General features: G+C 44.8%; 14 protein-coding genes, 1 rRNA gene and 1 other RNA gene. 13 read left to right on the forward strand and 3 right to left on the reverse strand.

The features are described from left to right. Nucleotides 1–7 precede the first annotated feature (7 nt). Together nmlR and A3I3_RS0101865 are read left to right on the forward strand one after the other, a co-directional pair. On the forward strand, nucleotides 8–403 hold the full coding sequence (gene nmlR / locus A3I3_RS0101860; protein WP_018371040.1) for a stress response transcriptional regulator NmlR: 396 nt from the start codon (nucleotides 8–10) through the stop codon (nucleotides 401–403). After that, nucleotides 400–1,275, forward strand: a complete 876-nt coding sequence (locus A3I3_RS0101865) for an aldo/keto reductase (RefSeq protein WP_018371041.1) — start codon at nucleotides 400–402, stop codon at nucleotides 1,273–1,275. The genes nmlR and A3I3_RS0101865 overlap by 4 nt, the downstream gene beginning before the upstream one ends. Nucleotides 1,276–1,299: 24 nt before the next feature. On the opposite strand, the gene gshAB is transcribed toward A3I3_RS0101865, so the two are convergent. The 3 genes from gshAB to A3I3_RS0101880 all read right to left on the reverse strand — a co-directional run bounded on the left by gshAB (nucleotide 1,300) and on the right by A3I3_RS0101880 (nucleotide 5,830). Next, nucleotides 1,300–3,552, reverse strand: a complete 2,253-nt coding sequence (gene gshAB, locus A3I3_RS0101870) for a bifunctional glutamate--cysteine ligase GshA/glutathione synthetase GshB (protein ID WP_018371042.1) — start codon at nucleotides 3,550–3,552, stop codon at nucleotides 1,300–1,302. A 146-nt stretch (nucleotides 3,553–3,698) separates the two neighbouring features. Next, nucleotides 3,699–4,982, reverse strand: coding sequence for a toxic anion resistance protein (locus A3I3_RS0101875; protein ID WP_018371043.1), 1,284 nt, complete (start codon nucleotides 4,980–4,982; stop codon nucleotides 3,699–3,701). Further along, a complete protein-coding gene (locus A3I3_RS0101880) occupies nucleotides 4,982–5,830 on the reverse strand; it encodes a hypothetical protein (RefSeq protein WP_018371044.1) in 849 nt (282 codons plus the stop codon). Before A3I3_RS0101880 ends, A3I3_RS0101875 begins: the two co-directional genes overlap by 1 nt. 314 nt (nucleotides 5,831–6,144) lie before the next feature. Between A3I3_RS0101880 and A3I3_RS0101885 the strand changes: the two genes are divergently transcribed. The 11 genes from A3I3_RS0101885 to A3I3_RS0101930 all read left to right on the forward strand — a co-directional run. Next, nucleotides 6,145–7,431, forward strand: a complete 1,287-nt coding sequence (locus A3I3_RS0101885) for an adenylosuccinate synthase (protein ID WP_018371045.1) — start codon at nucleotides 6,145–6,147, stop codon at nucleotides 7,429–7,431. Nucleotides 7,432–7,707: 276 nt separating this feature from the next. After that, a complete protein-coding gene (locus A3I3_RS0101890) occupies nucleotides 7,708–8,610 on the forward strand; it encodes a restriction endonuclease (protein WP_018371046.1) in 903 nt (300 codons plus the stop codon). Between the two features lie 2 nt (nucleotides 8,611–8,612). Beyond that, nucleotides 8,613–9,083 carry a tRNA adenosine(34) deaminase TadA gene (gene tadA / locus A3I3_RS0101895; protein ID WP_018371047.1) on the forward strand — a complete coding sequence of 157 codons (471 nt, stop codon included), beginning with the start codon at nucleotides 8,613–8,615 and terminating at the stop codon, nucleotides 9,081–9,083. Continuing rightward, the gene (locus A3I3_RS0101900; RefSeq protein WP_018371048.1) at nucleotides 9,080–9,634 is read left to right on the forward strand and encodes a hypothetical protein; all 555 of its coding nucleotides are present in this window, start codon (nucleotides 9,080–9,082) and stop codon (nucleotides 9,632–9,634) included. The genes tadA and A3I3_RS0101900 overlap by 4 nt, the downstream gene beginning before the upstream one ends. Before the next feature lie 28 nt (nucleotides 9,635–9,662). Beyond that, an RNA gene (gene ffs / locus A3I3_RS10390) (signal recognition particle sRNA small type) lies at nucleotides 9,663–9,757 on the forward strand. A 98-nt stretch (nucleotides 9,758–9,855) separates the two neighbouring features. After that, complete coding sequence (locus tag A3I3_RS0101905; protein ID WP_018371049.1) at nucleotides 9,856–11,205, forward strand: glucose-6-phosphate isomerase; 1,350 nt, start codon at nucleotides 9,856–9,858, stop codon at nucleotides 11,203–11,205. 176 nt (nucleotides 11,206–11,381) lie between these two features. Next, nucleotides 11,382–12,080, forward strand: coding sequence for a 2,3,4,5-tetrahydropyridine-2,6-dicarboxylate N-acetyltransferase (gene dapD / locus A3I3_RS0101910; protein ID WP_018371050.1), 699 nt, complete (start codon nucleotides 11,382–11,384; stop codon nucleotides 12,078–12,080). Between the two features lie 12 nt (nucleotides 12,081–12,092). Further along, complete coding sequence (locus tag A3I3_RS0101915; RefSeq protein WP_018371051.1) at nucleotides 12,093–13,229, forward strand: N-acetyldiaminopimelate deacetylase; 1,137 nt, start codon at nucleotides 12,093–12,095, stop codon at nucleotides 13,227–13,229. A 26-nt stretch (nucleotides 13,230–13,255) separates the two neighbouring features. Beyond that, the gene (locus A3I3_RS0101920; protein WP_018371052.1) at nucleotides 13,256–13,786 is read left to right on the forward strand and encodes a 5-formyltetrahydrofolate cyclo-ligase; all 531 of its coding nucleotides are present in this window, start codon (nucleotides 13,256–13,258) and stop codon (nucleotides 13,784–13,786) included. After that, entirely contained in the window at nucleotides 13,776–14,360 is a 585-nt protein-coding gene (locus tag A3I3_RS10075) for a rhomboid family intramembrane serine protease (RefSeq protein WP_018371053.1), read from the forward strand. Before A3I3_RS0101920 ends, A3I3_RS10075 begins: the two co-directional genes overlap by 11 nt. A 268-nt stretch (nucleotides 14,361–14,628) precedes the next feature. Beyond that, nucleotides 14,629–14,717 (forward strand): 16S ribosomal RNA (locus tag A3I3_RS0101930); the annotation flags it as partial.

A 14,717-nucleotide genomic window follows, 5' to 3' on the forward strand; every position in this document is an offset into this window, starting at 1 on the left:
TGAGCCCATGAATATTAAAAAAGTAAGTGAAGAGACGGGAATATCGGCTGACACCATTCGCTATTATGAGCGGATTGGGCTCATTCCGCCTGTGACACGCAACCAGTCGGGTATTCGCGACTTTAGTGAACGAGAAATTGCAATTTTGAAATTTGTTCGGTATTTTCGCAGGGTAGGGCTGTCGGTCGACAGCCTGATTGCCTATATCGGGCTTATGGATAAAGGCGATGAGACCATTCCAGCTCGAATCGCGATTTTTCAGGAAGAAAGAGCCAAGCTGCAAGAACGGATTGACCAGTTGCAGGAGGCTTTGACTCGGCTCGACTACAAAATCGAAAACTATGAAAATAAGGTGCTGCCGCGCGAGCGGGAGCTATTTGAGGACAAGGAGGAAAGTAAATGAAAGCAGTCACTCTATCCAATCAAGTTACCATGCCTCTCTTAGGTTTTGGCGTTTACCAAGTACCAGATTTGGCAGAATGCGAGCGGGTTGTGTCCGACGCTATTGCGGTCGGCTACCGCTTGATTGACACCGCGCAAGCCTATCTCAATGAAGAAGCCGTCGGCAATGCCATTAGAAAATCAGGAATTGACCGTCAGGAATTTTTCATCACCAGCAAAATCTGGGTCAGCAATTTCGGCTATGAAAAAGCCAAAGCCTCAATCGAAAAAAGTTTGGCGCGCCTACAAACGGACTATCTGGACTTGATGCTCGTTCACCAGCCTTTCGGTGACTATTACGGAGCCTATCGGGCGCTGGAGGAATATTACAAGGCAGGAAAAATCAAGGCGATTGGCGTCAGCAATTTTTCACCAGACCGCCTCGCCGACATCTCTCTGTTCGCTGAAATCACCCCTATGGTCAATCAGGTGGAAACCCATGTCTTTCATCAGCAGCTGAAAGCGCGCGAAACCATGAAAAAATACGATGTTCAGATTGAGTCTTGGGGGCCTTTTGCAGAAGGGCGCAGCGATTTCTTTAGCAATGAAACCCTGACCAAAATCGGTCAAAAATACGGCAAATCAGCTGCCCAAGTTGGCCTGCGCTATCTCATCCAGCAGGATATTATCGTCATTCCAAAGACGGTGCACAAGGAGCGCATGGAGCAGAATTTTGCAGTCTTTGACTTTCAGTTGTCCGATGAGGATATGGCGGAGATTTTGCTCTTAGACCAAGAACAGAGCCAGTTCTTCTCGCATTTTGACCCTGAGACGGTGGAGCGCATTGCAAACTATTCCGCTCAGTACAGCGCTTTAGAAGTAGAGCAAGGTTAAAAGGTTGCCTTTGGGCAACCTTTTTTATAATTCCGGAAAGAGTTTGGCGAGGATTTTCGGCGTGATTTCTTGCCCCGGCCCTTCCGCACAATAGGTGTGCATATACATAGAGGGATTGAAGTTGAGCTCAATGCAGGTACAGTTGGGATTTTCCTTGGTGGAAATAGCAGAGCTGTCAGGGATAATCAAATCAACGCCGCAAGCCCAAGTGCCCATAGCGAGGGCCATCTCCGCTGCCAAGTCCTTGTAGGATGGGTGCATGGTCTCGGTCACATCAATCGAATCGCCCCCTGTAGAGATATTGGAGTTTCGCCGCAGCTCGACCTTGGTGCCTTGAGGCAAGATGTCGTCTGGCTGGTAGCCTTGCTGGGCAAGCATGAGCAGCTCAATCTCACCCAGCTGGATTTTTTCCAGAGGCGAGCGGTGGTCGCGTCCGCGCAAAGGATTATCATTTTTTTGCGCGACTAATTGACGAATGGTGTGAATGCCGTCACCGACCACATTTGCAGCGACGCGCAGCAAGACCGCTTCACACTTGCCGTCCAAAACAAAGAAGCGATACTCGGTTCCTGCGATAAATTCTTCTACTAGGACGGAGGAGTCCTCAGAAAAAGCGAGCTCTAGCGCTTTTTGGTAGGCAGCGTAGCTGGTCGGTTCTTGGAAAATGGAAATGCCCAGACCAAAATTGGTTGATTTTGGCTTGACCACGATTTGCTTGCCTTTGATGTGGGAAAAGTAGTCTAGCCCTGCTTGGAGGCTGGTAAATTCCGCCCCGTCTGGAACTGAAAAACCAGCTGCAGCAAGGATTTTCTTGGTCACGGTTTTATTTGCCATGGCCAGTGGCATAACATAGTTATCCTTGGAAGTCATATTGCCGTTTTTAACATATTCGACATGGTCGCCATGCCAGAGCTTGAGGAACTGGTCGTTTTCATCTAAAATCTCAACCTGCAGCCCTTTTTGAAGGGCATCAAAGAGCAGCATCTGAGTGGAGAGTTCCATATTTTCATAGCCCTTGAGCGCGTAGGGAGCCGTCCAGGCGTAGTCGCGGTATTCTTGCGCCTTGGCTAAGCCAAAAGCCTGCAAGGATTGCTGCTCAATGTAAGGCAGGAGCTGTCCTGCGATAGTCAGCTGCGGGTCAAGCAGAGCTGCCTGCACTTTTTCTACTAATCCTTGATAGTAAGCTCCTAGCTGGAAATACTGGATTAGGTTTTGCAGCGCCGCTAGGATAGGCTGAGCATCTGCCTCTTTAGGCAAATTGGTCAAGGGATGAGCCAGCGCCACTTGGTTGTTCAAGTCGTGGGCAGCAGCCAGTTCTTGGTCAATATTCTCCTCCTTATCATCCAGCCAGAGCAGAGCCAGCAGCAGGAGCTGCACGGTGTCCATGGTTTCCTGACTGATACCTAAGGGCTCAAAGGGATTGAGGTCGAAAGAGCGAAATTCCAGATAGGTCACCCCTTTTTCTAAGTAAGCACGATTCTGATTTTGCCCACGAAAACGCACAGCCGCGTAGCATTCTTTCTCTGCAATCAAGTCGCCCTGCTCGACATAGCGCTCAATATCAGAGACATATTTTTCCAAGGAAGTGTAAGAAAAATGAATATGATCCTCATTGACATAGCCAAAGTCGCTGTTGCGAAAAGAGCGGACAGGCTGGCTTACTTCTTCTGGCAGAAAACCTGCTTCTGCAATCGGCGCAGCCCCGTAGAGATAGGTCAAAAGCCAGCGATAACGCAGGAAATTGCGCGCCAGTTTGAGATAGAGGGCGTTTTTGAAATCAAGTAAAGAGCTGTAGTCGCTCGCCTTAAAGAGGGCAGCGGTCAAATCCGCGCCCAGCTCCATATTGTAATGAATACCAGAAATGGCTTGTAGCTTTTTACCGTATTTTTCAGCCAGCTGCTCCCGATAGTGAAACTCAAAATCATCTTCCAAGGCGGCGATTTGAATGTCCTTTTCATCTAGCTGAGGCGGCATGGAAAGAGGCCAGATCAGCTCCTCAGGCTCCAACGAGCGCTCTGCCACATCAGTGATAGCTCCTAGCAAGCGCCGCGCTTCCTTGGTAGAATGAGCAATGGGCGTGATGAGCTCAAGCTGTTGCTCGCTAAAATCCGTCTGGATATAAGGATGAAAATTACGCGAACCAAATTTTTGAGGGTGGCTTGTTTGCGCCAAGTCGCCGTTTTCTGTCACGCGCAGCCCCTCGCGCTCTATGCCAAAAGTCGCTTGGAGGACAGGCGCTTCTCGGTCTAATTTTTGCAGAAGTTGATTGATTTTCATAGTATGTATCCATTTTTTTAATTTATTAATGTTAGTCTATTATAAAAAAGCTAGGAAAACAAATTTTCGCTACGTTTGTTCGTGATTTTTTAAAAAGGGTGAATGCGGATTAGACGAGTAAGAGGTAAATAGAAAAACAGAGAAAATTACTTCTCTGCTTCTTTTTCAGTGTTTGTCTCGTCGGTCGCTTCTTTTTGTGCCTCTTTTCCTTCATCAAGAAGAGCTTGGATGATTTTTTGATCCCGCAATTTTACAGAATCGTTGATGGTTTCGGCTGACTTGACAATGGTTTGTTCTAGTTGGGCGCGTTTTTTACGACCAGTTTCGATAGCCGCTACGATACTTTGATTTTGAGCGACTAGACTTTCTGCCAATTTTGTAACAGACTCAATAGCCACTGTAGGACTTTGGGCAGTTTTCTCCAGCTGAGGAATCGCCTCTTTGCTTGTTTCAGCTAGCAGTTGCAAAGCAGCGTTATTAGCATTAGCAATAGCATCTGCCGTCATGCCTGATTTTACGGACTGCTGGAGCATGCCAAGCTGAGCGATAGAGAGTTTCATAGTTGGAATGGTATTACGACGAAGCATGCCCAGTTTTTGGCGCATATCAGAAGAGACCTTAACTAAATTGCGCATCTGTGGAGTTGTAGCCCAAGCGACATAGAGTCGACTGATGTACTCAGTGTGTTGTTGCTCAAGAGTATTGACAACCTCGGTCATGCGAGCAAGTTCTTGAGATTTTACTTGATAATCAACAGATGAAGTATCAAGACTAGCGATTTCATTTTGTAAAGCTTGAGCTCGTTGGCTAGACTCTTTTTGAGTTGCCTCAATAAAGGCAATGACCCCGACCAAGTTTTCGATTGATTTAGTGTTGTCTTCAATCAACATCTCGGCAGAAACAATATTACGTGCCAGAACATCTTCTTGTTTGACAATAGTAGCAGCCATGCTATCCATTTTTTGTTCCACATTTTGTGAGTCAAAATAAAACTCTTGCAGCGTATTTTTTCCTTGTTTAAAGAGTTTTTGGAAGAAGTTCGGTTTCTTCTCTAACTCGGCTGGGCTGGCATCTTTATATTTGGCTACAAAACCATTTAGCTCACGGTTGGTTGCCAGTAAAAGCTCATCGACTTGTGGAATTTCTAATTTTTTCTGCTCGGAGAGAATGCGGTTTACAGTAGCATTTACTTCCTCAACAGCCCCTTGCCCAAAATCCAGCAAGGCATTTTGATCTTCGACAAAATTGGTGACTAGTGCGGGCACTTTTGCTTCAATGGCACTTTGTTGTTCAGGACTCAGTTTTTCTAGAAATGTCAACTGTCCATTAGCGCTAGTTGGATTTGCTTCGATAATCTCCGTTGTTTTATCAGTTTTTTGTAAGGCGTTATTAGCAATGCCGTCAATATCAAAATTAAATGTGTCTGCCATTAGATCTGTTCTCCCTTGCTATTGCTTTTTTTCATAGATTCATTAGTGATGATTCGTAGGCTAATATCAAAATCTCGCATATCAGCTTCATTTAGCTCCTTGAGTGTATCATCTAGGTCAATATCAAACTGCTCCATGGCAGCCTTAGCCTTTTCAAGGCGTTCCTCAGCATTATGAAAATCCTTTGGTGAAGCCTTGATTTTCAAGTAACCTTGCAAAACATCTTCAAAACGCTCCATCTGTGACTGGTGAACCGCCGTCAATTCTTCCTTGTTGCCACTATCAGACTGAGCGATTTTTTCCAAAATCGCCTCATGGTCCGTTTGAATATTTTGGACGGTTTGGACAATTTCAGGCGCCAACTCTTCCAATATTTTTGGGCTAGAGTGTGACGGATAGCCTGTTTTTATAACTTGCGCTCGGCTCTCAACTTGCCTAAGTTGTTCCTTAATATCATCCTGTGAAATACGGATTCGATCCATGATCCGACGGTAGATATTGTTATCCAAGTAGTTTGCTAGTGCCTGAGTTTCTGCATCGATTTGTCTCAATCTAGGTAAAACTTCTAGAGATAATTGTTGATACTGGGCGTCCTGTTCAGGATTTTTATAACCATCTAATTGCTTAAGTTGGCCGTCTGTTTCGCGAATCAGTTGCTTTAACTGACTGATTCGTTGCTGAATTTGTGAAGCGGAAAGCCTTTTTTGCGATTTACGATAAGTATAAATACCGTACCCACCTGCAATTAAAAAAGCTAAAGGCACGATATAATGCAGATTTGTTATAAGGAAAACAACTAATATAATATAGGCAAAAATTTTCCAATTAAATGATTGTTTATTTCTCATAAAGGAGGTAAACTCTTTTCAGTAAAAATCTCTTGTCTCTATTTTATCATAAAGATTGAATAAAGTGGAAACAGAAATAAAAATCATTAAATTTAGAGGGGAATGCAACAAATAGACGAACTTTGTTTTAAATATATGCTTTAAAATGCGTAAAAAATGAACTTTATTTTTTTAACTTTTGTAATTGTTGATAAAATCCGTTCTTTACTTGAAGTTTTTCCTGAATTTTCTTATAATGAAGTGTAAGATATGCTTGCGGGTGAGATTCCTGCCCTGCATTTCAGAAAGGAAGAGCGAAAAGCTCAATTGAAATCATGACATCAGTTGTAGTTGTAGGAACCCAGTGGGGAGATGAAGGCAAGGGGAAGATTACAGACTTCCTGTCTGCCAATGCCGAAGTCATTGCGCGCTACCAAGGCGGTGACAATGCGGGGCATACGATTGTAATCGACGGAAAAAAATATAAATTGCACCTCATTCCTTCAGGAATTTTCTTTCCTGAAAAGATTTCGGTCATCGGAAATGGCATGGTGGTCAATCCCAAATCCTTGGTTCAGGAATTAGACTATTTGCATGGTGAGGGCGTCAGTACGAAAAATCTGCGGATTTCTGACCGGGCGCACGTCATTTTGCCTTACCACGTCAAGCTCGACCAGCTGCAAGAAGACGCCAAAGGCGTCAATAAAATCGGTACGACCATTAAGGGGATTGGACCGACTTATATGGACAAGGCTGCGCGGGTTGGCATTCGGATTGCGGATTTGCTGGACAAGGATATTTTCAGAGAGCGTTTGGAGCGCAATTTAGCCGAGAAAAATCGTCTCTTTGAGAAATTGTACGACAGTGAAGCCATTAGCTTTGACGAGATTTTTGAAGAATACTACGAGTACGGTCAGACAATCAAGCAGTATGTGACCGATACATCGGTGATTTTGAATGATGCGCTGGACCACGGTAAACGCGTGCTTTTTGAGGGCGCGCAAGGGGTCATGCTGGACATTGACCAAGGAACCTATCCTTTTGTCACGTCGTCCAATCCAGTCGCTGGTGGTGTGACTATTGGCTCTGGCGTGGGGCCAAGCAAGATTGACAAGGTAGTCGGGGTTTGCAAGGCTTACACCAGCCGTGTGGGAGACGGTCCGTTTCCGACGGAGTTGTTTGATGAAGTCGGCGACCGCATTCGCGATGTTGGTCATGAGTATGGAACGACGACAGGACGTCCGCGTCGCGTAGGTTGGTTTGACTCGGTTGTCATGCGCCATAGTCGCCGCGTGTCAGGGATTACTAATCTCTCGCTCAATTCGATTGATGTTCTGACCGGGCTTGATACCGTCAAGATTTGTGTTGCTTACGATTTGGACGGGGAGCGGATTGACCATTATCCTGCCAGCCTAGAGCAGCTCAAGCGTTGCCAGCCGATTTATGAAGAATTACCGGGCTGGTCAGAGGACATCACAGGCGTTCGCAGTCTCGAAGACCTGCCAGAAAATGCCCGCAATTATGTACGCCGCGTTTCAGAGCTAGTCGGCGTCCGCATTTCCACCTTCTCAGTCGGACCCGACCGCGAACAAACCAATATCCTGGAAAGCGTGTGGGGTTAAAACAGTCCTGTGGACTGTTTTAATCTGCGGATAAGAAGTCACATTAGTGACTTTACAAAAGAGCCTGAAGGCTCTTTTTAAGTTGTAGATAAGAAGTCGCGTTAGTGACTTTACATTTTTAGCGAGGTACAGTGTACCTTATCAATCGGCGGATGAGAAGTCTCGGTAGCGACTTGTCCGCTTCTAAGCAAAAAATTCCCAAGTCATTGATACTTCAATGGCTTTTTTGTTAGAAATTTTTTATAATAATTATAGTAAATAAAAAAGAGGAATAAAATGAAAGAATTCGGTAATATGTCACGAAGCGAACAAGAGCAGATTATGATTGTAGAGATTATTCAACATTTAAAAGAGTTGGGTGGCTATGCAACTAGAAAAGAGCTGATAGACTCGATAAAATTAGCTGATAATAGGATTTCTGAGACATTTTTTGATGAAGTTAAAATCTCAGGAAGAAGTGGAAATGAATATCATCCTAGCCACTATGTATTTAACTTCGCAATAAAAAATCTAATTCTTTTAGGTTATGTCAATAAACCTAGTCTTGCAAATTTTGAATTGACAGATTTAGGACGAAAAGTACAAATCTCTCCAGATTTTGGTAAGCAAGTACAATTTGAGGCGAGACCACTATGGAAAAACGTAAAAAATACAAACAATAAACCGAATGGAGCAGTGCAAGAAGTTATTTCTGAAATGAAAGATGACAAAGAAGCGGACTGGCGTATCCAATTATCAGACGCTTTAAAGGCTATGTCTCCTGAGAAATTTGAAGAGTTTTCTCGAGCACTGGTTAAGGAAATGGGAGTGAAAATTGATAATAAAATCGGAGTAAGCTATACTAATGATGGTGGCTTGGATGGTTTTGGGTATATCACTAGTAAAGATGACTTTCGAACAAATAGAGTTGCTATTCAGGCTAAAAAATGGGAGAGAAATATTCAAGCAGAAATTGATAAGTTTAGAGGAGCTATGGATAAACATAATGCGGAGTATGGAATTTTTATAACTACTTCTGATTTTAGCAAGGGGGCTGTGGAAGCATCTCGCCTTGGAACACGTGTTATTACTCTTATCAATGGAGACGATATTTGTGATTTAGTGGCTCGTTATAAGTTACATGTTAGAGAAGTTGTGACTTACGAGCTGGGTGATTTTTATCAATCAGAAAGTAAATAATTATGAACTACACACAAGAAGAAAAAGAAGCCTTCATGCGCGAGGCTTTGCGTGAGGCGGAGCGGGCGCTGAAAAATGACGAAATTCCCATTGGCTGTGTCATTGTCAAGGACGGCAAGATTATCGGGCGCGGGCACAATGCGCGTGAGGAGCTGGAACGAGCGGTTATGCACGCGGAGATTATGGCCATTGAGGCGGCAAATGCTCATGAAAATAGCTGGCGCTTGCTGGATACGACCCTCTTTGTGACCATTGAGCCTTGTGTCATGTGCAGCGGTGCGATTGGCCTAGCTCGCATTCCGCAGGTCGTCTATGGCGCTAAAAATCAAAAATTTGGTGCGGCAGGCAGCCTCTATGATATTTTGACCGATGAGCGACTCAATCACCGCGTGGCAGTCGAAACTGGGATTTTAGAGGAAGAATGCGCCAAAATCATGCAAGATTTTTTCCGAAATCGGAGGAAGAAAAAATGAAACCAAAAAAGAACCACATCATAATTGCAAGTTGCTTCTTGCTTTTAAGTTTACTATTTGCCCTATTTTTAGTCAAAAATATCCCCTTTCAAACTTGGGCTTTTGAGCGTCATCAGAATTTGTTGAGCTGGTATATCCGTCCCATTCTGATTGTTCCAATCATGTATTTTTCTTACAAGAGGCAGCTCGTCGGCATAACAGCCAGTATTTTTGCGCTCTTGACCAGCATGATTTGGTTTCCAGTGCCGAGTCAAACTCCTGCCTTGGTGAGGGAGTTTTTGACCTATGAGCGCCAGTTTCTGCAAGCGACTTGGGGCCTGAAAGAATATCTTTTCGCCTTTCTCGTTGTTAGCTTTTTTGTCCTGATCGTGCGAGCAACCTGGCTGCATAGCTGGAGGTTGGTCGGCTTGATTTTGATTGCGACGGCCTTTTTGAAAATGATTTGGTCTTACTTGGATAGCGGAAATGCGGGCTTGACCATTGCTTTGCCTGCAATGCTGGGTTTGATTATCTGTCTGCTCGTCGTGGCTTTTTTGAAAAGGGGAAAATAAAACTTGGCTTCATTCCCTTTTTATGTTATAATAACAGTGGAGCAACAGTTCTGCGTGAAGTGGGTCAGGGGAGGAATCCAGCAGCCCTAAGCGAGTGTGGATTGTGTGCTCTTTTTATTTTGCAAAAAATTCTCTGTGTAAGCGCTTAATAGAAAAAAATCACTTGCTAAAATGCGCCTAAAGCGTTATCATAAGAAAGAAGAAAAAACGGAGGATAGAAAATGACTCATATTAAATTTGATTATTCAAAAGTTTTGGGAAAATTTGTAGCACCACATGAAGTGGACTATATGCAAGCACAAGTGACTGTGGCGGACGAATTGCTGCGCCAAGGAACGGGTGCGGGAAGTGACTTCCGCGGCTGGCTTGACTTGCCAGAAGACTATGACAAGGAAGAATTTGCTCGCATTTTAAAGGCTGCTGAGCAAATCAAAAAAGACAGCGATGTCTTGGTGGTTATTGGTATCGGCGGTTCTTACCTCGGTGCCAAGGCAGCCATTGATTTCTTGAACAATCACTTTGCCAACCTGCAAAGCAAGGAAGAGCGCAAAGCGCCACAAATTTTGTACGCTGGAAATTCTATTTCATCTACTTATTTGGCAGACTTGGTTGACTATGTGGCTGACAAGGATTTCTCGGTCAACGTCATTTCCAAATCAGGAACGACGACTGAGCCAGCGATTGCTTTCCGCGTTTTCAAAGAATTGCTGCTGAAGAAGTACGGGCAAGAAGAAGCTAACAAACGGATTTATGCGACGACAGACCGCGTCAAGGGTGCTGTCAAGGTCGAAGCGGACGCTAACGGCTGGGAAACTTTTGTTGTGCCCGATGATGTCGGTGGACGTTTCTCTGTGCTGACGGCTGTGGGCTTGCTGCCGATTGCAGCTTCTGGTGCGGACATCAAGGCGCTTATGGAAGGTGCCAATGCAGCGCGCAAGACTTACACTTCAGATAAAATTTCTGAAAATGAAGCCTACCAATATGCAGCCCTGCGCAATATCCTTTACCGCAAAGGCTATGCGACCGAGATTTTGGTCAACTATGAGCCGTCTCTCCAATATTTCTCAGAATGGTGGAAGCAGCTGGCTGGTGAGTCAGAAGGAAAAGACCAAAAAGGCATCTACCCAACTTCTGCTAACTTTTCTACCGACTTGCACTCGCTGGGACAATTCATCCAAGAAGGTGCCCGCATCATGTTTGAAACGGTTGTCCGTGTAGACAAGCCACGCAAAAATGTGATCATTCCTGAATTTGAGGAAGATTTGGACGGTCTTGGCTATATCCAGGGCAAGGATGTGGACTTTGTCAATAAGAAAGCAACGGACGGTGTGCTTCTCGCTCATACCGACGGTGATGTGCCAAATATGTTTGTGACGCTGCCTGAGCAGGACGCTTTCACGCTTGGCTACGCCATTTACTTCTTTGAGCTGGCAATCGCCATTTCAGGCTATCTCAATGCAATCAATCCATTTGACCAACCAGGTGTCGAAGCCTACAAGAAAAATATGTTTGCCCTCCTAGGCAAACCTGGCTTTGAAGACCTGAGCAAAGAACTCAACGCACGGTTGTAAAAAAGAGCCCCACAAGGGCTTTTTTGTATTTGATGAAACTAACTTTTTATATCATGAAAAACTAAATCTACTATTATACTATTTCAGTTTAACTAAAAAAGAAATCTGGAATATTCTGACAATTTACTGTTTTTATGCTATAATAAGATAAATTTTTTACAAGTAAGGAGAAATCTATGTCAGCAACCAAAATGAACGCGCAGGAAATTATTCAATTTATCGCAAATGCCAAGAAGCAGACGGCGGTCAAGGTCACCTTTGAGGGCAAGTTAGCAGCCGACGTGCCTAGCTCGGTTCTCCAATTGGGGAATGTGCTCTTTGGTGATTGGGCTGAAATTGAGCCTTTGCTTGCAGGTCTGACGGAAAACAAGGACTATGTCGTGGAGCAAGATGCTCGTAATTCGGCAGTGCCTTTGCTGGACAAGCGAGCAATCAATGCGCGGATTGAGCCGGGGGCGATTATTCGTGACCAGGTCGAAATTGGCGACAATGCGGTCATCATGATGGGGGCTGTCATCAATATCGGTGCGGAAATCGGTGCGGGCACCATGATTGATATGGGTGCCATTTTGGGCGGCCGTGCCATTGTTGGGGAAAATAGTCATGTCGGCGCTGGTGCGGTGCTGGCAGGTGTGATTGAGCCAGCTAGTGCGGATCCTGTTCGCGTTGGTGACCATGTCCTTATCGGTGCCAATGCGGTCGTTATCGAGGGCGTTCAAATCGGAAATGGCTCTGTGGTGGCAGCGGGCGCCATTGTCACTCAAGATGTGCCAGAAAATGTGGTCGTTGCAGGCGTTCCAGCTCGCATTATCAAAAAAATTGACGAAAAAACACAGCAAAAAACAGCGCTGGAAGATGCGCTTCGTACGCTATAATAGGATAGGACTATGATTGATTATCTGAAAATTCGTCGTGATTTACACCAAATTCCCGAGATTGGACTGGAAGAATACAAGACCCATGCTTACTTGATGAAAGTGATTGATGAGCTGACGGCGGGGCTGGACTATGTGGAAATTCGGACTTGGAAGACAGGTATTTTGGTCTTTTTCAAGGGCTTTTCTCCCAACAAAACCATTGGTTGGCGAACGGATATTGACGGTTTGCCTATCGTGGAGGAGACCGGTCTGGAATTTTCTAGCCAGCATGAAGGCAGAATGCATGCCTGTGGTCACGATATGCACATGACCGTGGCACTGGGGCTTTTGGAGCAATTCACCCAAGAGCGTCCGAAGAACAATCTGCTCTTTTTGTTCCAGCCGGCAGAGGAAAATGAAGCGGGCGGTATGCTCATGTATGAAGACGGTGCCTTTGGCGACTGGCTGCCTGACGAATTTTACGGCTTGCATGTGCGACCAGATTTAAAAGTGGGCGATATTGCGACCAATACAGGCACCCTGTTTGCCGGGACTTGCGAGGTCAAATTGACCTTTAAGGGCAAGGGAGGTCATGCGGCTTTTCCGCATCAGGCCAACGATGCTTTGGTGGCGGCTAGCTACTTTATCACGCAGGTGCAGACTATTGTCAGTCGAAATGTTGACCCTATTGAGGGGGCGGTGGTGACCTTTGGCGCTATGCAGGCGGGGACGACCAACAATGTCATTGCAGAGACCGCTTTTCTGCACGGAACTATTCGCACTTTAACCATGGAAATGAATCTGTTGACGCAAAAGCGTTTAACCGCGATTGCTGAAGGTGTCGCCCAGTCCTTTGACTTGGAGCTGGATTTGGAGCTGAAGCAAGGTGGTTATCTGCCAGTGGAAAATCAGCCCGATTTGGCACGGGACTTAATGGACTTTTTCGCAGCAGAAGAAGGGGTCAATCTGATTGACATTCTGCCTGCTATGACTGGTGAAGACTTCGGCTATCTGCTCAGCAAGGTGGACGGTGTCATGTTCTGGCTGGGCATTGATAGTCCTGCACCCCTGCACAGTCCACAGATGACGCCCGATGAGGCAGCTCTGCCATTTGCAATTGAAAAAATCGGGAAATTCCTTGATTTCAAAGTTAATGCAATGATTTAAAAGTAAAATTTGAGAAAGGCTGGCGCGTGAAGAAAGATTTGAGGCAGGCTGTTTTGGCGCGGATGAAAGCCATGACAGAGCCAGAAAAAAAGCGAGCGGACGCTTGGTTGACAGATGCTTTTCTAGCGTCGAGCTCTTATAAAAATGCAAAAGTCCTTGCGACCTATTTATCCATGCCGCATGAGTTTGATACCCAACGTTTGATTGAGCGGGCGTTTTCTGACGGCAAGCGCCTTTTGGTACCCAAGACTTATGGGCAAGGGCGGATGATTTTTGTTGATTATGACCCCCAAGATTTGCAGTTGAGCCGATTTGGACTGCTAGAGCCAATGAGTGAAGCGGCTGTGGACAAATCTATCCTTGATTTGATTCATGTGCCGGGTGTCGCTTTTAATGCGGCGCACTATCGGATTGGCTACGGTGGGGGCTACTATGACCGCTATTTGGCGGATTTTCAGGGCGCGACTATTAGCACCATTTACAGCCAGCAAGAGGCTGATTTTTTACCGACGAAATATGATGTAGCTGTGAAGGAGGTTTTTGTTTTTGAAGAATAATTTTATCAGGCACTATCCTGTAACGACAGGATTACTTTTTGTAACGACAGTCGTTTTTCTTCTCATGTTTTTAACATATGGTTTTGATTATAGCAGCAGCGAAGCAGTTTTCACATTTGGCGGGGTTTATGGGGAGGTAATTAAAATGTCTCCTCTGAACCAAGGTTGGCGGCTACTAGCTGCAAGTTTTGTTCATATAGGTCTTGAGCATTTCTTGATTAATACGCTAACACTATACTTTATAGGGCAACAAGCTGAAAGTATTTTTGGCTCTGGAAGGTTTCTACTTCTCTACCTCCTATCAGGAGTTAGTGGTAATCTCTTTGTTTTGATTTTTACTCCTAACATTCTGGCAGCAGGGGCATCAACTTCGCTTTTTGGAATCTTTGCAGCCATCATTGTTTTACGATTCATAATTCACAATCCTTATATCCAAACACTCAGCAAAACCTATACACGACTCTTACTACTCAATCTTCTTTTTAGCTTTCTTCCAGGGATTAGCCTAGCCGGCCACTTAGGAGGAGCAATAGGAGGGGCACTAACAACTTTACTGATTTTTAAGAAGAGCTAAAATTATGCTTTAAGAAGTAGGGTAAATGCTCATGTGCATATGTTTTTCACAAAATTTAAAATAAAAAATAAAAAAAACATCAGAACCCCTTGACAAGTTGTTTATGTGATGATATACTGATATAGTTGTCCCTGAGGCAGCAGTAGACCTTTGAAAACTGAACAAGACGAACCAATGTGCGGGGGGTTATACTGAGAGGTATGACTCGTCAAACAAAAGAAAAACAATAAATCTGTCGGTGGACAGAATGAGTGTAGACTCAAACTAATTATATGAGAGTTTGATCCTGGCTCAGGATGAACGCTGGCGGCGTGCCTAATACATGCAAGTAGAACGCAGAGGATTGGTGCTTGCACT

The organism is Streptococcus massiliensis DSM 18628, assembly GCF_000380065.1.
Taxonomy (GTDB): domain Bacteria; phylum Bacillota; class Bacilli; order Lactobacillales; family Streptococcaceae; genus Streptococcus; species Streptococcus massiliensis.